Below are 26,521 nucleotides of genomic sequence, written 5' to 3' on the forward strand. Positions count from 1 at the left end.
CCATGTTCGATAGAATCCTGGCTTTATTCGTACTGGCGCTGGTGTTGGGCGTGCCTCTGGGGCTGATCTTCCTGATCACCGGGCAATTCCTGATGGACTTCGTGTTCTTCTACCCGCTGTTCATGTCGGCGCTGTGGATCGCCGGCGGCTTGTACTTCTGGCTGCACTGGGAACGCCACTGGCCTTGGGAAGAAGACACGCCGGCACCGACCCTGGCCGGCAACCCGCTGATCTCGATCATCATCCCTTGCTACAACGAAGGCGATAACGCCGCCGAAACCATTCATGCGGCGCTGGGCCAGTCGTACCCGAACATTGAAGTGATCGCCGTCAACGACGGCTCCAAGGACAACACGGCGGCGGTGCTCGACGCCTTGGCCCTGGAGCATCCACGCCTGCGGGTGCTGCACCTGGCGCAGAACCAGGGCAAGGCCGTGGCCTTGCGCATGGGCGCCGTGGCGGCGCGCAGTGAGTACCTGGTGTGCATCGACGGCGACGCGTTGCTCGACAAAAACGCGGCGGCCTACCTGGTTGCGCCGATGCTCGACAACCCGCGCCTGGGTGCCGTGACCGGCAACCCACGCATCCGCACGCGCTCGACCTTGATCGGCCGCGTGCAGGTGGGCGAGTTCTCCTCGATCATCGGCTTGATCAAGCGCACCCAGCGCGTATTCGGGCGGATCTTCACGGTGTCCGGTGTGGTGGTGGCGTTCCGTAAAAAGGCGCTCGACCGCATCGACTACTGGAGCACCAACATGATCACCGAAGACATCGATGTCAGTTGGAAGCTGCAACTCGATCACTGGAGCATCTTCTACGAGCCACGTGCCCTGTGCTGGATTCTCATGCCCGAAACCGTCGGAGGCCTGTGGAAACAGCGCCTGCGCTGGGCCCAGGGTGGCGCCGAAGTGCTGTTCAAGAACATCCGTGGCATCTGGCAATGGCGGCATCGCTACCTGTGGCCGCTGCTGTTCGAATACTGCCTGTCCACCGGCTGGGCCTTCACCTTCCTGTTGTCGGTGATCTTCTGGGGGCTGGGCAAATTCATGGTCTTGCCCCAAGCGATTGCGGTGGACTCCCTGGTGCCGCCGGCGTTTACCGGGCTGGTGCTGGCGATGGTGTGCCTGGTGCAGTTTGCCGTGAGCATCCTGATCGACCGGCGCTACGAAAAGGACCTGTGGAAAACCCTGTTCTGGACCGTGTGGTACCCGATGGTGTTCTGGCTGGTCAGCTTGTTCACCACGCTGGTCAGTTTTCCCAAGGTGTTGTTCAAACAGCATCAGAAGCGCGCGCGCTGGGTCAGCCCGGATCGCGGTATCAAACCTGCCAATGAGGACGTGTGATCATGAAACTGGTCCGAACTCGTCAACACCCGGTGATGTGGGGCATCGATGTGCTCTTGACCCTGCTGGCCTGGGGCGGGCTGATTTGGCTGATGATGCGCGGCATTACGTCGATGCTTGACAGCCATGGCGGCCCACGCCTGGAAGCGCCGATTTTCGCGGCGCTCAACACCCTGCAAATCTACCTGTGGATCGCCCTGTTCAACGCGGTGATCCTGATCAGTTGGGCGCGTTACCAGCAACGCAAGGGGCGCAAGTTCGCCCAGCGCCGTGCCGAGGCCAATGTGCTCAGTGACAAGCACCTTAGTGAAAGTTTTAAGCTGGAGGAGGGAGCCCTGGAGCAACTGCGCAGGCCGGGTGTGCTGGTCATCCACAACGATGAGCATGGCGGCGTCGAGGACGTGAAGTCGCATGTCTCGCGCGACGTGGAACGCCCGCCGCTGACCCTGGTGCCCGGCCAGGAAAAAGGCAAAGACAACGGCTGAAGGCCAAACCAAGCCGCCCTTGGTGGTCGCTGTGGAGCCCCGGCGAGGCTCTACAGCGCCTCCACCGGTTCTGCCGCATCAGGCTTGCCGCTCGTCCCCAATCGGCTTTCCCTGCAATGTCGATAAATGAGCTCTAGTTCACAAAATTCTTGCGAACTTTTCCGTCTTTCCCGGTACTAACCTAACTCGGCAATAACTTGATGGCCAAGTAGTGGCAATTAATAAGGTATTCGCTGAATCAACATCAAAATAGTTGCCGTTTGTCGGAATAATACTTCCGATGAAGAACCTTTCGTCTTTTTTGATTATTTTTATTGTTATTAATCAGTGTATTGCATAACTAACTAGAACTGACGTGCAACTAATCCATTTTCTTGGGTCAGCCGAAGTTCGATGTTAGTTTGCCGCGCCTTGATTTTCGACGGATCGAACATGTCTTTGTTATTGCCACGGACTCGGTATCTTCTGTGTACTTTGTTGCTCGCCGGGTTAAGCCTGAACAGCGCCACGGCCGCCCCCACGCCGGGCGATCAGGACCTGATCCGCGACCGCCAGAACCGCCTGCTCGACGAGCAGCGCCGGCGCCTCGACGAGCTTAAGGACCTGCCCGGCAAAGAAGCCAAGCCCCAGGCCCCGGCCACGCCCGCCGACAGCCGTTGCTTCCCGATCCGGGACATCACGCTCAAAGGCGCCGACAGCCTTCCCGCCGCCGACCGCGAGCGCCTGCTCAAACCCTATGTCGGCCAGTGCCTGGGCGTGTCGCAGCTCAATGAACTGCTCAAGGTCATCACCGATTACTACATCGACAAAGGCCGGGTCACCAGCCGCGCCTACTTGCCGCAGCAAGACCTTTCCAGCGGCCACCTCCAGGTGCTGGTGGTCGAAGGCAAACTCGAAGGACTCAAAGGCGCCCAAGGCAGCACCGTGACCGATCGCGAACTGGCCATGGCCTTTCCCGGCAAGGTCGGCGCGGCGCTCAACCTGCGCGAAGTCGAGCAACTGGTGGACCAGCTCAGCCGTTTGCCCTCCAAGCAGGCGCAAATGGAACTGACCCCCGGCACCCAGGTAGGCGGCAGTGACGTCGTGGTCAAGAACACCCCGCAAAAGCCCTGGCGCGCCAGCCTGTCGCGCAACAACGACGGGCAGAAAAGCACCGGCGAACAGCAATGGGGCGCCGGCCTGGAGTGGGACAGCCCGCTCGGCCTGGCCGACCAACTGGTGCTGCGCGGCGGCCACGATGCCGTCAGCGACCACCAGAAAACCTCGAAAAACAGCATGCTCTACTACAACGTGCCGTGGGGCTGGTGGAACTTCAGTTACACCTACAGCGAGAGCGATTACCGCACCCTGGCCGACCTCAATGGCTATAAGCTCAAGCAGTACGGCGACAGCCAGAACCACCAACTGCGCGCCGAGCGCGTGATCCATCGCGACGACGTGAGCAAGACCTCGGTCAACGTCGGCCTCGCCCATTTGCGCACCAACAACTACCTGCTCGATGCGCGCCTGGGCCCCAGCAGTAACCGCCTCAGCGAATTGCAGGTGGGTATCAACCACGGGCGGCGTATCGGCAGCGGGTTCGTCAACTTCGACCTGGGCATGCAGAACGGTATTGGCGCCTTCGATGCGCAAAGCAACAACCAGAAACGCGATCGCGAGGGCAACCTCACGTCCACGCCGAACTACCGCAAATACACCGCCACCGTCAGCTACCTGCAGCCGTTCACGCTGTGGGGCGAGTCCTTCAGTTTTTCCAGCCTGGCTACCGGCCAACGCAGTGAAGACGTGCTGTTCAGCCCGCAGCGCATCAGCCTCGGCGGCTCGGCCTCGGTGCGCGGCTTCAAAGACCAGCAACTGAGCGGCGACAGCGGCGGCTACTGGCGCAACGACGTGCGCTGGGCGCGCCCGGTGACGCTCGATTGGCTGCGCCCGGCCTTTGCCGAATACGGCGCCAGCGTCGGCTACGACCAAGGTGTGATCAGCCACGGTCGCTACAACGACGACGTACACGGTCGGGTCTCGAGCAACTCCCTGGAGCTGTTCGCCCGGGGCAAACACGTCAGCACCAGCGTGACGTTTGCCCATTCTTTGGAACGCCCGGCAGTGATGAGCGAGCGCGAAGCGCCGATCTACTTCCGTATGGATTTCTTCCTGTAATTCAACGCCCCGTTACATCGAGAATTTGAAAATGGATGTTCGCCAATTTGCCTTTCAGGCCCGCCAACCTTCTGCCGCACTGAAGCCGCGCGACGCGTTCTTCGGCCTGCCCAAGCGCGGGCTGGCGTTGATCCTCGCCAACGCGCTGTTCTGGCAGCCGCTGCTGGCCCAGGCCGAGGGCATCGTGGTCAGCGCGCCCGGCACCAGCGTCGGCGCCGCGGGCAATGGCGTGCCAGTGGTGAACATCGCCACACCGAACGGCAGTGGCCTGTCGCACAACCAGTTCAAGGACTACAACGTCGGCCCCAACGGCGTGATCCTCAACAACGCCAGCGGCGCGGTGACCAACACCCAACTGGGCGGCTACATCGTCGGCAACCCCAACCTCAAGGGCGGCGCGGCCAGCGTCATCCTCAACGAAGTCAACGGCGGCAACCCCAGCCAGTTGCGCGGCTACACCGAAGTGGCGGGGCAGTCGGCCAAGGTCATCGTCGCCAACCCCTACGGCATCAGTTGCAACGGCTGCGGCTTCATCAACACCCCCAACGCCACCCTGACCACCGGCAAACCCGTCATCGACACCGTCGGCCGCCTGGACCACTACCAAGTCGACGGCGGTGGCGTGACCATTGACGGCCAGGGCCTGAACGCGAGCAACGTCGACCGCTTCGAAATCATCACCCGCTCGGCCAAGATCAACGCGCAGATCAATGCGCGCGAGTTGACCGTGATCGCCGGACGCAATGACGTCGACGCGCAAAGCCTGAAAACCACCGCGCGCGCCGACGATGGCAGCGCCAAGCCGGAACTGGCAATCGACTCCAGCGCCTTGGGCGGCATGTACGCCGGCGCGATCAAGCTGGTGGGCACCGAAGCCGGGGTGGGCGTGAAGCTCGACGGTACGTTGGCGGCCAGTGGTGGGGATATTCAGCTTGATGCCAATGGCCATTTGAGCATGGCGCAGGCCGCCTCCAGCGGCGCGGTAGACATCAAGGCGGCGAGCCTAGACGCCGGCGGGCCGGTGTACGCCGGTACCACGCTCAAGGTACAAACCAAAGGCGAGCTGAACAACCGCAAGACCCTCGCCGCGCGCGACAGCATCACCCTGACCAGTAACGGCCAGTTGACCAACAACGGCATCATCGAAGCCGGCGTCAACGCCGACAACACCCGCAATACCAATGGCGACGTCAAGCTCGACGCCCAGCACATCACCAACACCGGCACGGTGGTTGCCAACCGCACGCTCACCGCCACCGCCACGCAAACCCTGAACAACCGCGGCGGTACCTTGAGTGCCCGACAGGCGCTGAACGTCACTGCCGACAGCGTCGACAACCAGAACAAAGGTCGCCTGCTCAGCGATAACACCCTGACCGTCAACAGCGTCCAGCTCAACAACCGCCATGGCGGCGTGATCTCCAGCGACGGTGCGCAAACCCTGATCGTCAGCGGCTTGCTGGACAACAGCCAGGGCGGCTCCATCGACAGCACTGGCGCGATTGAGCTGCGCGGCCAAACCCTGGACAACGGCACCGGCAGCCTGACCAGCGGCGGCGCGATCACCCTCGACCTGATCGGTGATCTGATCAACCGCAACGGCAAGCTGGCGAGTGGCGGGCCGTTGCTGGTCCAGCGTGCCGGCCACCTCGATAACCAGGGCGGAAAACTCGCCAGCCAGGGTCTGCTGACCCTGTTCGCCAACAGTATCGACAACCAGAACAGCGGTACGCTGGCGGCCAACGCTGGCGTGAAACTCACTACCAGCGGCCTGGTGCAGAACGGCACCAACGGTTTGATCCACAGCGAAAAAGCCGGCCTTGACTTGACGCTCGGCAGCCTCGACAACACGGGTGGGCGGCTCGCGGCCAAGGCCGGTGATGTGCTGATCGACGCCAGCCAGTTCAACAACGGCAACGGCGCCGTGTTCGCCGCCAATCGCGTGTCCCTGCGTGGCGGCAATGTCGACAACGCCGGGCAGATCGCCGGGCAAACCGTCGACGTCAGGCTGCGTGGCTCGCTCACTAACCGTGGCTTGATAGAAAGCGCCACGACCCTCGACATCGGCACCGCCAGCCTGACCAACAGTGGCCAGATGCGGGCACTCGGCCCCGGCGGAAAAACCCGTTACGCCATCGATGGCCTGCTGAACAACAGCGGCAGCCTGGAAACCGCCAACACCGAGCTGAGCCTCGCCGCCGGCACGTTCCAGAATACTGGCGGCAGTGTGCTGCATGTGGGCACGGGCGCGCTCGACCTCAGCGGCATCAGCCTCGATGACGTCGGTGGCAGCCTGGTGACCCACGGCGACCTGACGCTCAACAAAGCCAGCTGGACCAACAGCACGGTAATTCAGGCAGGGCGCTTGACGGTCAACGTCGACAACCTGCAGCAGACCGCCAGCGGCAAATTGCTCGGCAGCAGCAGCCTGATCGGCCGCGGCCAGGACTGGACCACCGCTGGCGCCATCGCCAGTAACGGCGGTCTCGACCTGACGTTCGGCGGGGCCCTCAACAACAGCGGTCGCGTCACTGCCGCCACCGACCTCAGCCTGCGCGCTGCCGCCGTCAACAACCTCGGCACCCTCGGCAGCGGCCGGGCAATGACCGTCACCGCCGCCAGCCTGCTCAACGACCACGGTCTGATCTTCAGCGGTGGCGACATGGGCCTGCGCGTTGACCGCCTGAAAAACCTCGGCGCCGACATTTACGCCATGGGCAACCTGCGCGTGGACCGCGACGGCCAGGGCGGGTTGGCCAGCAGCATTATCAACAGCTCATCCTCGATCCAGACCGACGCCGGCCTGATCCTCGCGGCGAGCACGATCCAGAATATCCGCACGATGCTGACCAGCGAATCGGGTATCTACAGCGCGTCCATCACGCCCACGGCCTGCATCTTCAACGTCACCGGCGGCGACTGCGACGGCGGCAAGGAAAACCGTCCGTACCTGATTGCCCAGCGTGAGCACTTGATTGTCACGCAAGCCAGCGCGGCCTCGAGCATCACCTCCGGCGCCAACATGTTGCTCACTGGTGGAGCGTTGCTCAACAGCAGCAGTAGCATCGCAGCGGGCGGCAATCTGACCGCCACCGTCAACCAACTGACCAACGTGGGCCTGGTGACCCACGACACCCTCAGCGAACGCATCTTCGCCTCCGAGCGCAGTCGCCACCCGGAAATCTGGGCCGGGCCGGCCGCTGCCTTTAGCCAGCGCTATTCGATCGGCGGCGCGAATTACGATCCGCAGAACATGAGCGGCGTGGAAGCTGCCATGGCTGCTTTTATCGGCACCATGGAACGCGAATGGGGCGACCTCAAGACGACTGAGCTGGCACCCTCGGACCAGCGCTATGGCGCCGTGATCCAGGCCGGTGGTGCGGTCGATGTGAGGGCCCAGGCCGGTATCGACAACAGCGTTGTACGCGGCGGTTACACCTACGTGGGCAGCGGTGTCAAAGCCGACACCCGCGCACCGGGTTACTCCACCCTGATCAGCCTCAACTCGCAATTGCCGCCGGATGTTGCCCAGCAACAGATCAACCCGCTGGGCCTGCCCGGCTTTGGTTTGCCCACCGGGCAGAACGGCTTGTTCCACCTCAACGATGGCAACGGCGTCAACGGCCTGCCCACCAGCCAGTTCACGGCGAGCCCGCATAAGTACCTGATCGAAACCAACCCGGCGCTGACCGACATGCGTCAGTTCCTGGGTTCGGATTACCTGCTGACCAAGCTCGGCTACGACCCCGACACCGCGCAAAAGCGCCTGGGCGACGGCTTCTACGAACAACGCCTGATCCAGCAAGCCGTCCTTGCCCGCACCGGCCAGCGCTTCATCGACGGCCAGACCAGCGACGCCGACTTGTTCAAGCACTTGATGGACAACGCCATCGGCAGCAAAACCGCGCTCAACCTGTCGGTAGGCGTCAGCCTCACCGCCGAACAGGTCGCCGCCCTGACCCACGACATCGTCTGGCTGGAAAACGCTACCGTCGCCGGCCAGCCAGTACTGGTGCCCGTGCTTTACCTGGCCCAGGCCAACAACCGCCTGGCCCCCAACGGTGCATTGATTTCCGGCAGCGACCTCAGCCTGATGGCCGGCACCGACCTCAACAACGTCGGCACCTTGCGCGCCACCAGCAGCCTGCTCGCCAGTGCTGGCGGCAACCTGACCAACAGCGGCCTGATGGAAGCCGGCGGGCGCCTCGACCTGCTCAGCGGTAATAACCTGAGCAACCGCGCCGGTGGCGTGATCGTCGGTCGCGATGTCAACCTCGCCGCCGGTGCCGAGATGCTCAACCAGCGCACCGTCACCACCCACGAAAGCGCCAGCAACTACCGCACCGAACGCAGCGACTTCGTCGACAACGCCGCCCGCATCGAATCGGCCAACGCCCTCACCCTGCAAGCCGGCGGCAACATCAACAACGTAGGCGGCGTGCTCAAAAGCGGCGCCGACACCACCGCCCAGGCCAAAGGCGACGTCAACATCAGCGCCTCGCAAACCCTGAGCAGCGGCAACATCGGCAGCCGTTCGAACTTCACCACCATCGCCCAGCAAGGCTCCGTGGTCGAAGCCGGCCGCGACCTGCATGTGGTCGCCGGGCGCGACATCAGCGCCGTGGCCAGCCAGGTCGAAGCCAAGCGCGACGTCAACCTGATTGCCACCCGCGACCTCAACTCGATCGCGGCAGCCAACGAGCAGCATTCGACGTACAACTCGAAAAAAATCAAAAGCATCGAAGACCACGTGCAGCAAGTGTCCAGCGTGATCAAGGCCGGCGGCGACGCCACCCTGAGCGCCGGGCAGAACCTGCAACTGGTGGCCAGCCAGGTGAATGCCGGCAACGAGGCGTACCTGGTATCCGGCAAAAACCTCAGCCTGCGCAGCGCCGAAGACCAGGACTACAGCTTCTACAGCAAGACCAAGAAAACCTCCCAGGGCAAAAAATTCCGCCTGGATGAAACCGATGTAGTGAACAACGTTGGCAGCCTGGTCAGTGCGGGGACGAACAGCACCGTCGTCGCCGGTGCAGACCTGCTGCTGGCCGGCAGTGCCGTCACCGCCGAAAAAGGCGCCACCCAACTGGTCGCCGGCCAAGACGTGAATATCCTCGCCGTCAGCAATGCCGACAGCGCCCGTCACGAACGCAAGGAAAGCAAAAGCAGCTGGGGCGGCCTGAAGTCGAGCAAGGTCCAGGACAACGTCGACGAAAAACGCACCACCGCCATGGGCAGCATGGTCTCCGGCGAAACGGTCACCGTCGCGGCCAAACGCGATGCCACCGTCACCGGCTCGTCCCTGGCCAGCACCGGCGACCTCGCCGTCCAGGCCGGCCGCGACCTGACCATCGACGCGGCGCAGAACACCTTCGCCCGTACCGACATGCACAAGGAAAAAAATCGCGACCTGACCGGCGTGTTGACCGGCAACAAGCTCGGTCTGGATGACATGACCGGCAACCAGAAGCTGTACATCAACAGCTCGAAGCACAACGGCACGGCCAATGAGATGACCTTGACCGGCAGCACTATTGGTTCGAGTGCGGGGAATGTGTCGTTGACGGCGGGGCGTGAGTTGAAGGTGGTGGCCAGTGATCTGGTGAGCACCAAGAACATGGAGTTGAGTGGTGCCAATGTCACCGTTACTTCAGGGATGGAGACTGCCAGTCAGACCAGTAAGGACAGTTCCAAGAGCTTGGCGGTTGGACGCGTGATCGCGGGCTCGGTAGTGGACACCGCCACCAGCATGCGCGACGCCGTCAAAGCGGCCCGTAGTGCTGATGACCCACGACTTAAGGCAGTCAAAATCGCCCAGGCAGCCCTAGCCGCCTACAACCTGAACGGCCAGGCTTCGGACGCCAATGCGCAAAGCTCCGGCTTCAAAAACAAAACCGGCGGCACGCCCGGCAACGGTTCGCTGATCAAGATCGGTACTGAACTGGCCAATAACCGCAGCAAGAACAGCAGCGAATTCAACAGTGTCACCGCCAAGCAGAGCACGCTCAACGCAGGGCAAGACTTGTCGATCGTTGCCACGGGCGCTGCGGCGGGTACTCAGGGTGATATCCAGATCACCGGCAGCAGCTTGAAAGCCGCCAACACCTTGTTGTTAGCTAAAAACGATGTGTTGATGCAAAGCGCACAAAACACCACCGACCGCAAAAACGAAGGGTCGAAAAGTAAAACCGCCATCGGCGCCAGCTTCAATATTGGCGAGCAAAACGGCTTCACCCTCGACCTCGGAGCGCAGGGTGCCAAGAACAATGGCAACGGTAACTCCGTCACTCAGGTCAATAGCACCCTCGATACAGGCAGCCTGTTGTTACAAAGCGGTGGCGATACCACCCTCAAAGGCGCCCAGGTTCGTGCGGACAGTATCAAGGCAGATATTGGCGGCAACCTCAATATCATCTCCCTCCAAGACACCGAGTCTTCGCGCAGCAAACAGAGCAGCGCAGGCTTCGGCGCCAGTATCTGCATCCCGCCGTTCTGCTACGGCTCTACCGTAGCGGGCTCGGCGAACCTTGCCGCCGCCAATATGAACAGCGACTACAAGGGCGTGACCGACCAGAGCGGTTTGTATGCGGGCACGGGCGGCTACGACATCAATGTCGGCAAGAACACCACCCTGCAAGGCGCGGTGATTGCCAGTGAAGCGTCAGCTGATAAGAACCGGCTCAGCACTGACCGCCTGATCGTCAGCGACATCAAGAATGTCAGCGAAATCAAAAGTCAGTCTGCCGGTATTTCGGTGTCTTCCAGTAGTACCAGCGGTGCGTCGATGGGCGGCAGCATCCCGATAGCACTCAAGGAGAAAGACCATAGCTACACCCGTAGCGCGGTCAGCGAAGGCACGATTGTGGTTCGCAATGCCGAAGGCGCCAATGACCTAGTGGGGCTGAACCGTGACACCGCCAATGCCAATCAGAAACTTGACCGGCCTGATGAAAAGGCCATGCAAGAGCGTATTGACCTGATCCAAAGCTCGGCGCAGTTGGCCAGTGGGGTGATCAGTGCGGTGGGCAAAGCCAAGGCGGATGAGGCAAAAGCACTAGCCGATGAGGCGAAAAGCCAAGCCAAGGCGGGCTCGCCAGGAGCACTAGCTGCGGCGGAGGCGGCCAATGCGGCCAATGCGGAAGCGTTGCGTTGGCAAGTCGGAGGCGATAAGAAATTGATGGCTGATATCGCTACCGGTCTGATTGCCGCAGGACTGGGCGGAGCGACCGGAGCGACGGCCGTGGGTATTGTTGCTAACACCTCATCCAGTGACATCTTTAACAAGATCGGTGATTTTGCTAATGCACAGAGGGACAAGTCTACCGACGCTACGACCAAGGCGGCCTGGGCTGAAGGCGGTGCTGCCCGAGTCTTGCTGCACGCGCTCGCCGGTGCGGCTATCGGCTTGTCTAGCGGTAATGCTGAAGCTGGGGCGCTGGGCGCAGGTACCTCTGCTGCGTTGATGCCTTCCATTGCTCAAGCCCTGGCCGATAGCGATATGTCGCCAGCCGATCAAAAAGCGATTGCTTCGTTGATTGCTGCAGGCGTCGGCACGGGGGTGGGCGCTGGGAGGGGGGTGACAGGTGGTTTAGTTGCAGGCGGCACTGCGTTCGCGGTAGACAAGTTCAACAGGCAGTTGCACCCGGAAGAGAAAGAACTCGCAAAAATGCTAGCCATGAAAAGCAACGGCAAATATACCGCCGAGCAGATTGAAGCGCAGTTGCGGCTGTCGTTCGTCAAAGGCACAGACATAACGCCTGGTGTAGAGATGGTGGCTACCAAAGACGGTATTTATGATCCCGGCGGAAACTGGATGCCCCTGGGCGACGGCAAGACATTTGTTCAGATGCCTGAGACCAGTGACCATAAAATCATCGCTTACATCAAGGAAAATACGGGCGCTTATGCGTGGACCATGGACGCGGAAAGCGGTTTCTCGCGCGTGTTGACGGGTGATCCATCCGCATACCCCCAGGGTGGAACGGGTAAACGCGACCGCCTGACTGGGTATGCTTTGGATGACAAGGGTGGGTACCGGGTACCCATAACGATTGAAGGGGTGGTTTACACACCCAGATATATGTCCTGCGGCACGGCAGAGTGTATTTCATCGGGAGCCAATATCGATCTGGCTGATGCCAATACGTTGAAATGGATAAAAGCGGCCGATGCCAAGATGGTCTCCGATGTTGGAACGGCCATGGGTGGCATAGCAGTATTCACGACGGGTGGCGCAGCCGCTGCGTTGTCTAACGGCTCAACAATCGCATCCCTCGTATCGGGTTACATGACGGACAAAACCCCGGAAGCGCTGACGAGTTATGGCCTCAGCGCAGGTTTCGAGCGTTTCGCTGTCAGTAAAGGTATTCCTGCCAGTGAGGCTGCGAGAGTATCCAATGCGCTGGGTGTTGCTAAAGTCTGGGACGAACTGGCCGAAAGGGCTATTGATGCTTTCAAGGGAAATTAGTATGAAGTCGGCTTTGTACAAATACCGGTATCTATTGGGGGCATTGTTGTTGATCGCCGCGTTACTCAATTGTTTTCTTCGTTTTTGGGGCGATGCAAGGCCATTTTTCAGCGCTCTGATGCTTCAGTTGTGGTTTGGGCAAGCTGTGTTTGCATATCTGAGAGGCGGCTGGATCTCTATAGGTCCAGGTGGTTTAGGTAAAGATGCAAGCCCAGTGGGGCGGGCATCACTGGCATCCGTATCTTTTGTTATTTATTTGTTGGGGTTTGTATTGAGTTTTGGTCAATGAAACTAGAGAAATCGGGTCAGACCATGAGGGGTGCCGATTTTCTTACTGAAAGTCATGCAGTTGGAATATTGAAGGGGAAATAGGGGGCAGACCCTGAGGGATCCCCACAAATCTACTCCAGGCTCTGCGCCTGATGGCGCACCTCATCACGCAGGGCTTTCTCCAACACTTCCAAGCCTTCTCGCCCACCAAAATCTGGGAAAATAGGGGTCAGACCACGATTAGTGCACCAATGTATATTGGTGGTCTGACCCCTATTTTTCCAGAGCGTTCAGCGAGTATCGGCAGCGCTAAAGCAGAATCCGGGAGTTAAGGCGGTTTTTGAATTTCCCAATCAAAAAGCAGCTGATAGGGCAACAGATATCCTTGTTGAGCAAAATATCAGAAATATTTCTGTAAGGGTGGCACCTTAATGACTAAATATAAGCTTGAATTTCGACATAGACCTAATTTTTCAGAGTCTATCGAAGATAGGCATAATAATTTTTTGAGAGTTGTAAGCGATTTGGGCGTTCCATGGGGTTTGAACGATTCCCTTAAAGTTCCCCCTATTGGAAGCGAGTTGGTGACCTCGGTGTCATTAGATAAGCTACTTCCAGTCGGCGTTAAAGGTCGTATTTCATACGCCCTGCGAGATCAGAAGTATCTGGAAGATGATGCGCAGTTTGATGATACTCTATTTATTGAATTTACAGCTTCAAAAGTCGACTATTCAGATTTGTTGAAAGTTGTTTTTCCTAGATATATTAAGGCGTTTGGTTCCTATCGCTCGGCTTTGCATGATTGGAGTGTTACGAGAAGCGATTGGCCTTTAGTGGTAGAAGCTTGTGAAGCTACAAAGAAAGACGTCAATGGTAGGGATGGTGTTTTTCGTATAAATGCAGCGAATTATTTCGATAAGGAATTGTGTTTTCGTGCTTTTGGAAAGGGACCTCGTGAACTTGTTGATTTAATAAGTGATTATGTAGAAGAAGTGCGTGAGTTTGAAGATGGAGTTTTGATTGTGATTAGTTATAATCCGCTATCTGCCGACGAGCTCCTCAGTGCGGGTGATCGACTAAAAAGCTTGGTGATTTGATTGTTTTTTTGGTCAAGATGGTCGGTGTAGGGCTGTTTTGACTGGGCCTGGTAGAGTTGTTGGGGAGATTCTGCTTTTATGGTTCTTTAATGAAATGGTTTTATATATCGGCCGGGCAGTTATGGTTTAACTGCCCGGATTCTGCTTTAGATCTTCGAGTTTGATTTCCGTCCAATAACATCCAGCAGATCGCACCCATCCCGCAGCGGTATAGCCAGCAGCAGCGCAAAATCATGCAACACAACCGCATCACTGCTGATCTTTTCCCGAAATGCCAGATTCTCCAAAAACTGAGTCACCGCACGAATACGATACGCGGCAGCCTCATGGAGGACATCGAGGGGCGCTTGCGTGTCGATCACCAACGCGGGAATGGTTGAGTCGTGGCCTGTTAATGGCATGGGAAATAGTAATGGCCCAATCAGCGCTCTTGGCGGATTGTTTACCGCGACAGCTGAGCTTCAAACATAGCCTTCAGTTGTGCCTCGCGTTGAGGCAGTACGGGACGGGTAAGCAAGGCGACGAGGTGTTGAAATTGCTCCAGCTGATTGCCCGAAAACGTGTTGGAAATCGGCCGAGTAGGATAGAGCCCCGTGCTGTAAAACGAAGGCCAAAACCTTACCCCAAGCTGATGCAGGCACGAGGAGCGGCAAGGGCCGAGGTACGCAAGAATGGGCATCCGAAGAAGGTTAAGTAAGTGCCATTCTGGTCTGCCCCCTATTTCTCGTGGTCTGACCCCTATTTCTCTTTAATGGTGGGGCCTAGAGTTGATTATCTGCACAAACCGGGGCGGCACCCAGGCCGCCCGATTTTATTCAGGTTGGATCGGCATTGAGCCTGCGGCTGATCACATCCAACAAATCACACCCATCGCGCAGCGGAATCGCCAGTAGATGGGCAAAGTCTTGCAGCACCACGGCATCGCTGCTGAGCTGTTCGCGAAAGGCTAGGTTTTCCAGCAGTTGAGTGACGGCTCGAATCCGGTACACGGCGGCGTCGTGGAGGACGTCGAGGGGTGCCTGAGTGTCGATGAGCAGGGCGGGTACGGTGCTATCGTGACCGGTTAGGGGCATGTATCGATTCATTTGAAGTCTCGTTTAGAGGGTATGAGATCTACCACCTAATCGTCGCCAAACGAATTAGGTGGCAGCTGTACGCAGGTTGGCGAACCGGAAACGAGTAACCGGCAGACCCGAAGGTCTCCCACGCACAGCCGCCATAACAGCGACTCTGCGGGTGCAAAATGCCTGCAAAAAAACGCAGAACGCTTTTGCACTCGTTTACGGATCGCCAAATCCGATCGCCCGGTTGGGCGACGGCCGGACTATAAGCCCCCTGCCCAAAACCACGCAAGGTATAGCACCCCGCCACTCCCTCAAGCCCCGCAGCCCTCAAAACGCCCCCACCCGGTCAGGTTGCATGGATTGCAGCGTTTTCAAATGACATGAGTGGATGGGGTAATGCTCAAGGCGCGTTACGCGTTCCAAGCCAGAACGCTGCCCGGTCAAGGGCAAACACTGTACCTGTGGCGAGGGAACAAGCTCCCGCGCCACAGGTCGCTTTTCGAGCGTTGTGTTTTTTCACTGAGCAGCGTGAGGGCTGGCCTGCCCTCACAGCGACTTTTGACCTCAGAACAACTTGCGCTGCACCGCCTCATCCAGCGTGCTGCGCGTCAACGCCTCGACCACTTCCCGCGTGTCCGCCTGGAACGGGATGCCCACGATCAGCACCAGGTGCATCCAGGTGCGTACCGACTCACTCTTTTTGACGCGCCCGAGTTCTTTGCCGTCTTTGTCCTTGAACACGGTTTCCAGGGTGAAGGTGTTCTTCGCCGTGGACGGGATGATGAAGAACGTCACGCCAGTGATGATCGCCGAGGCCATGCTGAACTGTTCGTTGTTGTACAGGGTGGCGTCGGCGTAGATGTCCGAGTCGACCTTGTCGGTGCTCACCCGCGAGAAGCGGTTGGACTGGCGAAACGAATCCGCCACGGCCTTTTCCCACAACGCCGCCGGAGCGCCGGCGGCGGTGTTGCCCGGGCCGCTGTTGACCTGGTTGAGCGCGGTGGTGCGCACGAACGCGGTGGGTTTTTGCGCCGGTGCGTTGGCGGTCGGCGGCCAGGTTTGTACGGGCGGCAGTTCGTGTTGCGAGTAAGACACGCAACCTGTCAGCAAGATGGCCGCGAGGACCAGGCTGTGTTTGATCAATCCTTTCATATGTCGCTCCTTGAAATTACGGTTTGGCCAGCTTGGCAGTGGCGCTGTCGAGCAGTTGCGCGACCAGTTCGTTCAGTTGCTTGGCGCCCATGGTTGGCGCCCAGTATTCGCGACCATAGAGGCCGACGTTGCGCTCGAACTTGACCTCGTGTTTGGCGCTCGCCAGTTGCTTGCCGTCGCGATCGACGATCACCAGGTCGCCGGCCACGTCAAAGGTGTCGACGTAGATCGGGCCGTTGACCCAGATCCAGACCGTCAGCGTCAGCAAGGCGCCGGGGACATAGCCCGGGTGGATGCCACGGTGGCCCTTGAGGGAGGTCATGTTGAACTTGAGCGACACGTCCTGCTCGCCCAGGCGCACGGGGTATTCGGTGACCTGCTTGAAGTAGCCCGCAGTACTCACGTACTGATTGAGCTGGGCGGTGAGCGAGCGGCTGATGGCAGTTTTGTTGGCGTCGTTGACGTCGGCGACGCTCACCGTCACATCGGCGACTTGTGCGCTGCGCGGGCTGGTGACGGCGGCGGGGTGGAGCGGGGCGCCAATGGGGCCGGTGACGGTGTAGGACACACAACCGGTCATCGACAGGGCGGCGATCAGGGTCGCTGCTCGGAAGAGGTTTTTCAACACGCAATATCCCTATTAATAAATGAGCCAGGCCACTGTCTCGACCGGCGGGCCGAAAACTTGAGGAATGTGCGTCACCGCACGCCATCCGACGAAACACCTTGAGAACCCCTCTCAACCCCGTAAAATGTCGCAGCCGTTGCGACACGACATGTTCAGGGATGAAGTCAGTTACGCGCGTGTTCTTGCCTTTGCGCAGGCCTGCCTGCCCCCCCTCCCTGAAACTGCCGCCCTTGGCCCGACGCCTTCGACCTTGAAGGAGTGGGTATCGCCTCGTGCCCGGTTTTGCGCTACACCGAGCTCTGCTGATTTCCTCACTTTAGGAGCAACATGTGAAAACACTGTCCCAAATCCTGCTCTCCGGCTTTGCCGCTGCAGCGCTGTTGACCGTGGCCGGTTGCGCCACGGAGAGCAACCGCGCGATGCCGGTGGAACAAGTCGCCAGCGCCCACGTCGCCTATTCCGGCGTGCGCGTGCCGATTGCCGTGGGCAAGTTCGATAACCGCTCCAGCTACATGCGCGGCATTTTCTCCGACGGCGTCGACCGTCTCGGCGGCCAGGCCAAGACCATCCTGATCACCCACTTACAGCAGACCAACCGCTTCAGCGTGCTGGACCGCGACAACATGGGCGAAATCTCCCAGGAAGCCGCGATCAAAGGCACCGTGCAGAAGCTCAAAGGCGCTGATTACGTGGTGACCGGCGATGTGACCGAGTTCGGCCGCAAAGAAACCGGCGACCGCCAGTTGTTCGGCATTCTCGGCCGTGGCAAGACGCAAGTGGCTTACGCCAAAGTCGCGCTGAATATCGTCAACATCAGTACCTCCGAAGTGGTGTATTCCACCCAGGGCGCCGGCGAGTACGCGCTGTCCAACCGTGAAGTGATCGGCTTCGGCGGCACCGCCAGCTACGACTCCACCCTCAATGGCAAGGTGCTCGACCTGGCCATGCGCGAAGCGATCAACCGCCTGGTCGACGGCATCAACGCCGGCGCCTGGAACCCGCGCAACTGATCAGCAACACCTCAAGGAGCAATACACGGATGAGCAAGGCAGTGAAGTTGGCGCTGATGCTGACAGCAATCGCGACGGTCGCCGGGTGCCAGACGGCGCCCCAACCCCTGTATCAATGGGAAAGCTACCAGCCGCAGGTTTACGAGTACTTCAAGGGCGAGCCCAAGGAAGCGCAGGTCGAGGCCCTGGAGCGCGATCTGCAAAAGATCAACGCCAGTGGCCGCAAAGCGCCGCCGGGTTACCACGCCCACCTGGGCATGCTGTACCTGAGCATGGGCAAGGATGACCAGATGGTGCAGGAGTTCCGCACCGAGAAGGCGCTGTTCCCCGAGTCCGCCGCGTACATGGACTTTTTGCTGAAAAACGCCAAGACCGGAGTCGCCACTAAATGAGCCTATTGAAACTCACCGGCGCCTTGCTCGCCCTGGCCTTGCTCGGCGGTTGCGCTGCCCCCAAGACCATTGATTACACGGCGTACAAACAGGCGCGGCCGAAGTCGATCCTGGTACTGCCGCCGATCAATGAATCGCCGGAAGTGCAGGCGTCCTACAGCATGGTCTCGCAGGTGACCTACCCGTTGGCCGAAGCCGGCTACTACGTGCTGCCGATTGCCCTGGTGGACGAAACCTTCCGCCAGAACGGCCTGACCACCGCCAACGATATCCAGGGCGTGGCGCCAGCCAAACTGCATGACATCTTCGGTGCGGATGCGGCGCTGTACATCACCGTCAGCGAATACGGCACCCAGTACATGCTGATCTCCAGCAACACCACGGTGACCGCCTCGGCCAAACTGGTGGACCTGCGCACCGGCATCACCCTGTGGACCGGCTCGGCGCGCGCGTCTAGCGAGGAAGGCAACAACAACAACGGTGGCGGCCTGGTGGGCATGCTGATCACGGCGGCGGTCAAGCAAGTGATCAACAGCTCCACCGACGCGGCGCATCCGATCGCGGGCATCACCAGTGCGCGCCTGCTCTCGGCAGGGCAGCGCACCGGGCTGCTGTACGGTCCGCGTAATCCGAAGTACGGCACGGACTGATCTCACCGACGATCAAATGTGGGAGGGGGCTTGCTCCCGATAGCGGCGGGTCAGTCACCCGATGCAGTGGCTGATACTTGGCAATCGGGAGCAAGCCCCCTCCCACACTGATCGAGGTGTTATCTAAACCAGGATTCCACCCGAATGCTAACGGCGAGGCAGCGCACCGGGCTGAGTTAACCGTCTCGATTCTGGCACCACCGAAAATCAAATGTGGGAGGGGGCTTGCTCCCGATAGCGGTGGGTCAGTCACCCGATGCAGTGGCTGACAGTTGGCCATCGGGAGCAAGCCCCCTCCCACACTGATTGAGGTGTTATCTAAACCAGGATTCAGGCGGGGCAGCGCACTGGACTGAGTTAACCGTCTCGATTCTGGCATCACCGAAGATCAAATGTGGGAGGGGGCTTGCTCCCGATAGCGGTGGGTCAGTCACCCGATGCAGTGGCTGACAGTTGGCCATCGGGAGCAGGCCCCCTCCCACACTGATCGAGGTGTTATCTAAACCAGGGTTTAACCCGAACACCCCGCACCCTGCGTCTGACCTTGTGAACGGATCATTTATTCACGAGGTTCAGTCCATGTCCCGTCCTCTGCTTTTCCTGCGTCCTGCTGCCCAGGGCTTTGCGGTTACCTTGCTGGTGGCGCTGGCCGGTTGTGGGCTGTCTTCGTCGCCTGATTTAGCCAAACCGGCTGAGCCCGTCGCCGAGCTGCAAAACACGCCGGTCCAGGGTGCTTTGGTCAAGCGCATGGCGATGCCTGCACCGATGCGGATGCAGGCGTCGGCGAGCCTGGATTACCGCAGCGAGCCCCGCGAGCAATACGCCAACCTGCCGGACAATCCGGTGCATCGGGTCGCCGAAACGCCGGTCTCGACCTTCAGCATCGACGTCGACACCGGCAGCTACGCCAACGTGAGGCGTTTCCTCAACCAAGGCCGTCTGCCGCCCGAGGGCGCTGTGCGACTTGAGGAAATGCTCAACTATTTCCCCTATCACTACGCGTTGCCCACCGACGGCTCGCCCTTTGGCGTGACCACTGAACTGGCGGCCACCCCGTGGAACCCGCGCACTCAACTGCTGCGCATCGGCATCAAGGCGTCCGACCGCGCCGTGGCGGAGTTGGCGCCGGCCAACCTGGTATTTCTGGTCGATGTGTCCGGCTCCATGGACCGCCGCGAAGGCTTGCCGCTGGTGAAAAGTACCCTGAAATTGCTGGTGGATCAGTTGCGCGACCAAGACCGCGTGTCCCTGGTGGTCTACGCCGGTGAGTCGCGCGTGGTGCTTCCGCCGACCTCCGGGCGCGACAAAGTGAAGCTGCGCAACGCCATCGATCAGCTCAGCGCAGGCGGCGCTACCGCCGGTGCATCAGGCATCGAATTGGCCTACCAGATGGCCCGCGAAGGCTTTATCGAGCAGGGCATCAACCGCATCCTGCTGGCCACCGATGGCGACTTCAATGTCGGCGTCAGCGATTTTGACAGCCTCAAGCAGATGGCCGTCGAACAGCGCAAAAGTGGTGTGTCGCTGACCACCCTCGGCTTCGGTGTGGATAACTACAACGAACACCTGATGGAACAACTGGCTGACGCGGGCGACGGTAACTATGCCTACATCGATACCCTGCGCGAAGCGCGCAAGGTGCTGGTGGACCAACTCAGCTCGACCCTGGCGGTGGTGGCGCGGGACGTGAAAGTGCAGGTGGAATTCAATCCGGCCCAGGTCAGCGAATACCGCTTGCTGGGTTATGAAAACCGCGCGTTGAAGCGTGAGGATTTCAATAACGACAAGGTCGACGCGGGAGAGATCGGCGCCGGGCACACGCTGACCGCGCTGTACGAAATTGTACCGAAGGGCGAGCAGGGCTGGTTGGAGCCGCTGCGCTACGCCTCCGCACCTGCGGCGCAGGGCCAATCCGCTGAGCTGGCCATGTTGCGCGTGCGCTATAAGCCGGCGGCCCGTGGTGCGAGCCGTTTGATCGAGCGGCCGGTGGCCAGCCAGTCGGCCAAGGCCAGCGACGACCTGCGCTTCTGCGCCGCCGTGGCCGCCTTCGCCCAGCAACTCAAGGGCGATGGCCGCTACACTGGCAGCATGACGTTGCAGGACACCGCCGCACTCGCCCGCTCGGCCCGGGGCGACGACCCGTTCGGGCTGCGCAATGAATTCGTGCAACTGGTCGAAGTGGCCCAAAGCCTCAAACCTTGATCGTCAACACGCCGACCGGAAAGGAGTTCGCCACCGACATGCCCGCTCCAGATGATTCACCCAGCGACGAATCGCTGCTGGCCCGCTACCGAACCGGTGACGGTGCCGCGTTCGAAGTCTTATACGCGCGGCATCGCCAGGGCCTGTACCGCTTCCTCGTGTCCCTGAGCAACAAGGCCGAACTGGCCGAGGAAATTTATCAGGAGACCTGGCTCAGCCTGATCCGCAGCGCCACCCAGCCACAAGGCCGGGCGAGTTTTCGCACCTGGCTGTTCCAGATCGCCCGCAACCGCCTGATCGACTACTGGCGCAAGCACGGCATCCACAACCCGTTGCACGACAGCTACGATGAGCAACTGCACGCCCAGCCCGACACCTGCGCCGGCCCCGAGCAGCAACTGAGCCTGAGTCGCGACCAGGCGCGTCTCGACGCCGCGTTGCAAGACTTGCCCGAAGACCAGCGCGAAGTCTTCCTGCTGCGCCTGCACGGCGACCTCGAAGTGCCGCAAATCGCCGCGCTCACCGGCGCCCCGCTGGAAACCGTCAAAAGCCGCCTGCGTTACGCCCAGCAGAAACTGCGCCGCCTGCTGGCCGAGGAGATACCCGCATGACCGACTCCCGACACACCCCCGACGACCGGCTCATCGAGCATGTTCGTCAATACAGCAGCGGCGAACCGCCGGCGTCCCTCGACGCCTTCATCCTTGCCACCGCCCGCCGCGAAACCCCGGCGCCGCAACCGAGTGTGTGGCAACGCTGGCTGCAAGCCTGCCAACGTCCGCGCTGGCAAATGGCATTCGCCACCGTCGCAGGCTTGGCGCTGATGATCGGCGTGGTCATGCGCTCGCCCGTGCCAGCCCCCGACATCTCCCCCGCGACCTTCTCCGCGTTCCACGAAGAAGCAAGCCGCCCCGCCCCGCCAGCACTCTCCGCTCCCGCGCCGATGGCCCGAATGGCCGCCGCGCCCAAGACCGAAAGCGCGCCGGTCCAAGCCGAAATTGCCGGTGCGCTGGCGGATCAATCGATGGCCAAACTCAGCAAGCGTGCGCCGGTCGCACTGCCTTCATTGGAGGAGGCGTTGCAGGAGATCGTGAACCTGCGCGCGGCCGGGGAAAGCAAAGCGGCGGATGAGAAGTTGCTGGCGTTGCACGCGCGCTTTCCCCAGGAAGACTTGCCCGCGCGGTTGGAGATGTTGCAGCAGTAGTCAGAAGCTGGCGTGTGGCAAGCCCGCGCCAGTATCAATCAACGCCGACGGGCTCAACGTCGGCCCAGTGTTCGCGTATCTCGAGAATGTCGGGTAGGCAGTCCATAAAAACCTCGACCAATTCCGGATCGAAGTGTTGGCCGCTTTCCTGCTGGATTAACCCTGTGGCGTCTTCAACTGACCAGGCAGGTTTATAGGGGCGCACGCTGGTCAGAGCATCAAACACATCAGCCACGGCAACTATTCGGGCGGCATGGGGAATGTCTTCACCCGCAGTCCTGCTTGGGTAGCCGGTGCCGTTCCATTTTTCGTGATGGTTCTGCGCGATGATCTGCGCCATATGCAGCAGTCCAGAAGGGTGCTCACCGATGATCTTGGCACCGATAGACGTGTGCTGGCGCATGATGGTCCACTCGTCTTCAGTGAGCTTTCCCGGCTTTTGCAGGATCGCGTCGGGAATGCCTATCTTGCCAACGTCGTGCATGGGCGCTGCATGCAGCAAGTCTTCTGCTGCCAACCGGCTGTAACCCGCGCCCAGGGCCAGCGTCTTGGCATAGTGGCTCATGCGGATAACGTGCAGTCCAGTTTCGTTGTCCTTGAACTCGGCTGCGGTACCCAGCCGCTGAACGATCTGCAAACGTGTATCGCGTAGTTCTTGTGCCTGCACCAAGGACAGATGGGTGCGCACACGCGCTTTGACGATGCCGGGATTGTAAGGTTTGCTGATGTAGTCCACGGCCCCTAGCTTAAGGCCGAGCATCTCGTTGTCAGCCTCGGCCAGAGCACTGACGAAGATAATGGGGATAGAGGTCGTGCTCGAGTCCTGTTTGAGCGCCGTGCAGACGTCATAGCCCGAGAGCCCGGGCATCATGATGTCGAGCAGAATCAGATCCGGCCGATCAGCCTGCGCCAGCTCTAGCGCCTTGTAACCGTCCTTGGCGAAGAGTAAGCGGTACTCATCTTGTAGCGTGTGGCGCAGCACCTGGAGATTGGTCGCTTCATCGTCGACCACCAGCAAGGTCTGGCGAGTGTCCTTCATGTACTTCATGCAATGGACCTGCTCATGCTTGAGTTTCCAGGGTGTGGTCGGCAACGAGTTGCTGCAGCAGGGTTTGAGCTCGCCCAAACTCAAAAGCATCGACCGCCGTTCGCAAAACCTGAACGTGTGTATGTTCGCCCAGGCTCTCGAGCCCGGCGCAGACCTTCTCTAGCGCTGCGTCGTTCAATTCGTTGTGCGCAAGGCAGGCCAGCAGTTGGTGCATATGGGCTAGCAGTTCGGAAGCTGAGGGCTGGGCTAAGGGGCGTTGCTTCTCAACGAGTAGCGCGTTGCTGGCCTGTAATTCTCGGGTTACGGACGCTAGCAGAGTACGCAGCTCGGTGATTTGAGGGCGTGCCTCTTCATGCCTTCCTGTCCTGACCCTATCCTCCAGCGTGCTGGCCAGCTCGGCCACGGAGGGGAGCGATAAGTTGCCGGACGCCCCATGGATGCCATGTAGGCTGAGAAGTGTCGTCTCCCAGTCGATATCGGCGTCCGCGTCACCCGGCAACGGATGGTTTGTAGCCGCTGACTCCAGGAATTGCTTGAGTGCCTTGGCCAGTCGCTTTTCACTGCCCCATAGTGAGATGCCTGAGTTCCAATCGATCAGTGGGTGCGGTGCAAGGGTTTTATCGGTGTCGCCGGGGAGAGCGGGGGCGCGTTCGATCTTCAAGACCCCGGCGATCTCATCGAACAGTCGAGGTACGTCTAGCGGCTTGACCGCGAAACCGTCCATTCCGGCCTGCTGTGCGGTTTGTCGGTCTTCGGCCAACACGCTGGCGGTGAGCGCGATGATCGGGGTGTAAGGGCGAGCGTGTGTGCGCTCGTACTGACGGATAAGCCGCGTTGCCTGCAGGCCGTCAGTGCCTGGCATGTGCACATCCATCAAGATGAGATCGAAGTGATCGCTTATGAATTTCGCGACAGCTTCGCCACCATCGCGCGCAGCCACGACCTGATGTCCGCGGCCACTGAGTGTCAGGGTCAACAACTCGAGGTTTTGGGGCACGTCATCGGCGATCAGAATCTTCAGCGGTGGCAACACCTGCTGGGGCGCCGCAACCGGTGTCGCCTCGGGTTTTTGTCCTATCGGCAGGGGCAGTTGCACATGGAAGATACTGCCATGTCCGAACTCGCTCACCACCTCAATACTTCCCCCCATCTGCTCGACCAACTGACGCGCAATAGTGGTGCCCAAACCGGTACCGCCGAAACGCCGGCTGATGGACGCGTCGGCCTGAGTAAACGGTGCAAAAATCAGTTCGATTTGCTGGGGCGTCATGCCAATGCCGGTGTCCGCGACTTTGACGTGCACCATGGCGTCCGTATAGCTAAATGAAACTTCAATACCACCACGCTCGGTGAACTTGATGGCATTGCCGACAAGGTTGGTCAGGACTTGCAAGATTCGAAGGGGATCACCTTGAAAGTATTCAGGCATGTCGGTCGGGTAGTGCGGGGTGAGCGTCAGGTGCTTACTCTGCGCGCCCAAGCGCATTGAGGATTCGATCTGTAGAGCAAGCCCTTTGAGCGAAAAATCAATGGACTCCAGCGTCATGCTCCCATTTTCCATTTTGGTGGTATCAAGAATGTCGTTGATCAACCCGAGTAGTAATCTGGATGATTGCCCCACTGTGTGCAGGTGGTTGCGCTGGATCGATGTCAGATCACCCTGGAGAAGTAACTCGGTGAAACCGATGATCGAGTTCATCGGTGTACGAATTTCGTGGCTCATATTGGCCAAAAAGGTGCTCTTGGCGATGGCCGCGCGTTCGGCGCGTTCAGCGGTCTCGCGTAATGAGGCTTCCAGCGTGTGACGCTCGGTGATGTCGGTGACGAAACCGACAAACAGTAGCTCATTGGGCAGGTCTACCCGGCCGACAGCAAGCCGCATTGGCATCAGGCTGCCGTCCTTACGCAAGCCCATGACCTCCCGGCCGATGCCGATGATCTTCGGAGCGCCCGTGGTCTTGTAGTTATGCAGGTAACCATCGTGCTGCGACTGATCGGGTTCGGGCATCAGCATATTGATGTTGCGGCCAATGGCTTCATCGGCGTTCCAGCCAAACAGCCGTTCCGCCGAATGGTTGAAACTTTGGATCAGGCCTCGGCTATCGATAGTGATAATGCCATCGACTGCGGTGTCTAGGATGGCATCCATGCGTGACTTGCTTTCCTCAATCTTGAGGTTGTTCTCTTCCATCGTTCGGTACAGCTTGCGTGAATGGATCAAGCCATTGAGTGCAAGCACCAGCACCGTCACCGTGACGGTGAACGTGGAAAGCGCGATAGACGCGAATGTAGTGTTAAGCAGAACACCTGGCGAGGTGCTGTTCGGCACACCGACGAACCGGACTGCTGCCATGCCGGTGTAGTGCATGCCAGCAATTGCCGACCCCAAGACGGTCCCACTGACCAGCAACCGTTGCATTGAGGTCAATGTGGTTCGTAGCAGTCGGTAATGCACCCACAAGGCGAACACGGCGAGGACGATCGCCAGCACGATGGAAAGCGTGAAGATGAGCGGGTCATAACGCATCTGCAATGATGTTTGCATCGCTGCCATGCCGCTGTAGTGCATCGCCCCGATACCTAAGCCCACCAGGGTGCCACTCATGACGAGATGCAATCCGGTGACGGTGGGACTTGCAAGCATGCGCAGAGCGAGCCAGGAAGCTACGCAAGCCGGCAGCAGAGAAAAAAGGGTCAGGCCGGTGGCGTAGTGGACGTGGGTATGCAGCTCGAACGCCAACATGCCGATGAAGTGCATGGTCCAGATGCCACCGCCCAGGGCGAATGCACCTGTGCTGACAGCCATGTGTCGATGCAACGCGCTTTCGGCTTTGCGTGCAATCTGTGCGGTTTGCAGCGACATGGTGGCCGAAAAGATCGACACCAGGATAGATAGCACTACCAAGCCCGGATTGTGCGAGCCCGGCACGTAGAGTGCTGCGACCGGCGTGTCGATAAACAGGCTATAGAAACCCCCCATGTCGCGTTGACTCCTTAATGCGGAAGATGGTCGGTTAAAGGGCACAGAACCGGTGATTAGAAGCATCGGCGAGTGAGCTGAATTCTTGAGGGAGGGGCGACGATACGTGTTGCCAATGGGCTTGCAGGGTCGGGGCTGGCGGCGAGACGCAGCGTCTCACGGTCTCGTCGCCACTTCGTGCGGTCTGATATGACGCGTCTCATTCGAACGCGATCCCGGCCCTGCTTGGGTTTCCATCGGACCGCTCTAAGCAAGGGCTATTCAGGTGTTTTTGCGGATATGGCACCGGCCTTGCTCTGGCTCTGGTTACCAGCCCGACTGGCAACCCAATAATAAAAACAGGTGCCCGATGCCCAGCCCAGCCCCCTTTCC

Annotated in this window: 18 protein-coding genes and 1 pseudogene; 13 read left to right on the plus strand and 6 right to left on the minus strand. The window is 59.9% G+C overall.

Annotation, left to right across the window (positions count from 1 at the left end; translation table 11 throughout):
* The first annotated feature begins 2 nt into the window (after nucleotides 1–2).
* The 6 genes from pgaC to P3S72_RS01765 all read left to right on the plus strand — a co-directional run bounded on the left by pgaC (nucleotide 3) and on the right by P3S72_RS01765 (nucleotide 13,819).
* On the plus strand, nucleotides 3–1,343 hold the full coding sequence (gene pgaC / locus P3S72_RS01740) for a poly-beta-1,6-N-acetyl-D-glucosamine synthase (RefSeq protein WP_276195736.1): 1,341 nt from the start codon (nucleotides 3–5) through the stop codon (nucleotides 1,341–1,343).
* Nucleotides 1,344–1,345: 2 nt separating this feature from the next.
* The gene (pgaD, locus tag P3S72_RS01745; protein ID WP_276195737.1) at nucleotides 1,346–1,828 is read left to right on the plus strand and encodes a poly-beta-1,6-N-acetyl-D-glucosamine biosynthesis protein PgaD; all 483 of its coding nucleotides are present in this window, start codon (nucleotides 1,346–1,348) and stop codon (nucleotides 1,826–1,828) included.
* 432 nt (nucleotides 1,829–2,260) lie between these two features.
* Complete coding sequence (locus P3S72_RS01750) at nucleotides 2,261–3,985, plus strand: ShlB/FhaC/HecB family hemolysin secretion/activation protein (protein ID WP_276195738.1); 1,725 nt, start codon at nucleotides 2,261–2,263, stop codon at nucleotides 3,983–3,985.
* A gap of 31 nt (nucleotides 3,986–4,016) precedes the next feature.
* A complete protein-coding gene (locus P3S72_RS01755; protein ID WP_276195740.1) occupies nucleotides 4,017–12,452 on the plus strand; it encodes a hemagglutinin repeat-containing protein in 8,436 nt (2,811 codons plus the stop codon).
* A 1-nt stretch (nucleotide 12,453) separates the two neighbouring features.
* Complete coding sequence (locus tag P3S72_RS01760) at nucleotides 12,454–12,741, plus strand: hypothetical protein (protein WP_276195742.1); 288 nt, start codon at nucleotides 12,454–12,456, stop codon at nucleotides 12,739–12,741.
* Between the two features lie 412 nt (nucleotides 12,742–13,153).
* Nucleotides 13,154–13,819 carry a hypothetical protein gene (locus tag P3S72_RS01765; RefSeq protein WP_276195743.1) on the plus strand — a complete coding sequence of 222 codons (666 nt, stop codon included), beginning with the start codon at nucleotides 13,154–13,156 and terminating at the stop codon, nucleotides 13,817–13,819.
* Between the two features lie 146 nt (nucleotides 13,820–13,965).
* On the opposite strand, the gene P3S72_RS01770 is transcribed toward P3S72_RS01765, so the two are convergent.
* Complete coding sequence (locus tag P3S72_RS01770; RefSeq protein WP_057006050.1) at nucleotides 13,966–14,220, minus strand: hypothetical protein; 255 nt, start codon at nucleotides 14,218–14,220, stop codon at nucleotides 13,966–13,968.
* A gap of 5 nt (nucleotides 14,221–14,225) precedes the next feature.
* Between P3S72_RS01770 and P3S72_RS01775 the strand changes: the two are divergent.
* Nucleotides 14,226–14,516: pseudogene (locus P3S72_RS01775) on the plus strand (IS4 family transposase); the annotation flags it as partial.
* Nucleotides 14,517–14,634: 118 nt separating this feature from the next.
* Here the strand turns inward: P3S72_RS01775 and P3S72_RS01780 are convergent.
* From P3S72_RS01780 to P3S72_RS01790, 3 genes are all read right to left on the minus strand, one after another.
* Nucleotides 14,635–14,892 carry a hypothetical protein gene (locus P3S72_RS01780; RefSeq protein WP_046385097.1) on the minus strand — a complete coding sequence of 86 codons (258 nt, stop codon included), beginning with the start codon at nucleotides 14,890–14,892 and terminating at the stop codon, nucleotides 14,635–14,637.
* 555 nt (nucleotides 14,893–15,447) lie between these two features.
* Nucleotides 15,448–16,035 (minus strand): hypothetical protein, encoded by a 588-nt coding sequence (locus P3S72_RS01785; protein WP_276195748.1) that lies wholly within the window; start codon nucleotides 16,033–16,035, stop codon nucleotides 15,448–15,450.
* 16 nt (nucleotides 16,036–16,051) lie between these two features.
* Nucleotides 16,052–16,663 carry a hypothetical protein gene (locus P3S72_RS01790; protein ID WP_276195750.1) on the minus strand — a complete coding sequence of 204 codons (612 nt, stop codon included), beginning with the start codon at nucleotides 16,661–16,663 and terminating at the stop codon, nucleotides 16,052–16,054.
* A gap of 329 nt (nucleotides 16,664–16,992) precedes the next feature.
* On the opposite strand from P3S72_RS01790, the gene P3S72_RS01795 reads away from it, so the two are divergent.
* The 6 genes from P3S72_RS01795 to P3S72_RS01820 all read left to right on the plus strand — a co-directional run bounded on the left by P3S72_RS01795 (nucleotide 16,993) and on the right by P3S72_RS01820 (nucleotide 22,121).
* On the plus strand, nucleotides 16,993–17,673 hold the full coding sequence (locus P3S72_RS01795) for a CsgG/HfaB family protein (protein WP_276195752.1): 681 nt from the start codon (nucleotides 16,993–16,995) through the stop codon (nucleotides 17,671–17,673).
* 29 nt (nucleotides 17,674–17,702) lie between these two features.
* The gene (locus tag P3S72_RS01800) at nucleotides 17,703–18,065 is read left to right on the plus strand and encodes a DUF4810 domain-containing protein (RefSeq protein WP_017848623.1); all 363 of its coding nucleotides are present in this window, start codon (nucleotides 17,703–17,705) and stop codon (nucleotides 18,063–18,065) included.
* The gene (locus P3S72_RS01805) at nucleotides 18,062–18,715 is read left to right on the plus strand and encodes a DUF799 domain-containing protein (protein ID WP_276195756.1); all 654 of its coding nucleotides are present in this window, start codon (nucleotides 18,062–18,064) and stop codon (nucleotides 18,713–18,715) included. The genes P3S72_RS01800 and P3S72_RS01805 overlap by 4 nt, the downstream gene beginning before the upstream one ends.
* Nucleotides 18,716–19,294: 579 nt before the next feature.
* Complete coding sequence (locus P3S72_RS01810; RefSeq protein WP_276195758.1) at nucleotides 19,295–20,917, plus strand: VWA domain-containing protein; 1,623 nt, start codon at nucleotides 19,295–19,297, stop codon at nucleotides 20,915–20,917.
* A gap of 38 nt (nucleotides 20,918–20,955) precedes the next feature.
* A complete protein-coding gene (locus P3S72_RS01815; RefSeq protein WP_276195759.1) occupies nucleotides 20,956–21,528 on the plus strand; it encodes an RNA polymerase sigma factor in 573 nt (190 codons plus the stop codon).
* Complete coding sequence (locus P3S72_RS01820) at nucleotides 21,525–22,121, plus strand: hypothetical protein (protein ID WP_276195760.1); 597 nt, start codon at nucleotides 21,525–21,527, stop codon at nucleotides 22,119–22,121. The genes P3S72_RS01815 and P3S72_RS01820 overlap by 4 nt, the downstream gene beginning before the upstream one ends.
* A gap of 34 nt (nucleotides 22,122–22,155) precedes the next feature.
* Here the strand turns inward: P3S72_RS01820 and P3S72_RS01825 are convergent, their stop codons facing one another.
* Nucleotides 22,156–23,169: an HD domain-containing phosphohydrolase gene (locus P3S72_RS01825; protein WP_276195761.1), complete on the minus strand. Its 1,014-nt coding sequence runs from the start codon at nucleotides 23,167–23,169 to the stop codon at nucleotides 22,156–22,158.
* Between the two features lie 13 nt (nucleotides 23,170–23,182).
* A complete protein-coding gene (locus P3S72_RS01830; protein WP_276195763.1) occupies nucleotides 23,183–26,149 on the minus strand; it encodes an MHYT domain-containing protein in 2,967 nt (988 codons plus the stop codon).
* Between the last annotated feature and the right edge of the window lie 372 nt (nucleotides 26,150–26,521).

Source organism: Pseudomonas sp. D3 (assembly GCF_029320995.1).
GTDB lineage: Bacteria > Pseudomonadota > Gammaproteobacteria > Pseudomonadales > Pseudomonadaceae > Aquipseudomonas > Aquipseudomonas paraveronii.

Coding starts and splice junctions, on each gene's coding strand:
- pgaC (WP_276195736.1), top strand. CDS start 3: ATGTTCGATAGAATCCTGGCTTTATTCGTACTGGCGCTGGTGTTGGGC.
- pgaD (WP_276195737.1), top strand. CDS start 1,346: ATGAAACTGGTCCGAACTCGTCAACACCCGGTGATGTGGGGCATCGAT.
- P3S72_RS01750 (WP_276195738.1), top strand. CDS start 2,261: ATGTCTTTGTTATTGCCACGGACTCGGTATCTTCTGTGTACTTTGTTG.
- P3S72_RS01755 (WP_276195740.1), top strand. CDS start 4,017: ATGGATGTTCGCCAATTTGCCTTTCAGGCCCGCCAACCTTCTGCCGCA.
- P3S72_RS01760 (WP_276195742.1), top strand. CDS start 12,454: ATGAAGTCGGCTTTGTACAAATACCGGTATCTATTGGGGGCATTGTTG.
- P3S72_RS01765 (WP_276195743.1), top strand. CDS start 13,154: ATGACTAAATATAAGCTTGAATTTCGACATAGACCTAATTTTTCAGAG.
- P3S72_RS01770 (WP_057006050.1), bottom strand. CDS start 14,220: ATGCCATTAACAGGCCACGACTCAACCATTCCCGCGTTGGTGATCGAC.
- P3S72_RS01780 (WP_046385097.1), bottom strand. CDS start 14,892: ATGCCCCTAACCGGTCACGATAGCACCGTACCCGCCCTGCTCATCGAC.
- P3S72_RS01785 (WP_276195748.1), bottom strand. CDS start 16,035: ATGAAAGGATTGATCAAACACAGCCTGGTCCTCGCGGCCATCTTGCTG.
- P3S72_RS01800 (WP_017848623.1), top strand. CDS start 17,703: ATGAGCAAGGCAGTGAAGTTGGCGCTGATGCTGACAGCAATCGCGACG.
- P3S72_RS01805 (WP_276195756.1), top strand. CDS start 18,062: ATGAGCCTATTGAAACTCACCGGCGCCTTGCTCGCCCTGGCCTTGCTC.
- P3S72_RS01810 (WP_276195758.1), top strand. CDS start 19,295: ATGTCCCGTCCTCTGCTTTTCCTGCGTCCTGCTGCCCAGGGCTTTGCG.
- P3S72_RS01815 (WP_276195759.1), top strand. CDS start 20,956: ATGCCCGCTCCAGATGATTCACCCAGCGACGAATCGCTGCTGGCCCGC.
- P3S72_RS01820 (WP_276195760.1), top strand. CDS start 21,525: ATGACCGACTCCCGACACACCCCCGACGACCGGCTCATCGAGCATGTT.
- P3S72_RS01825 (WP_276195761.1), bottom strand. CDS start 23,169: ATGAAGTACATGAAGGACACTCGCCAGACCTTGCTGGTGGTCGACGAT.
- P3S72_RS01830 (WP_276195763.1), bottom strand. CDS start 26,149: ATGGGGGGTTTCTATAGCCTGTTTATCGACACGCCGGTCGCAGCACTC.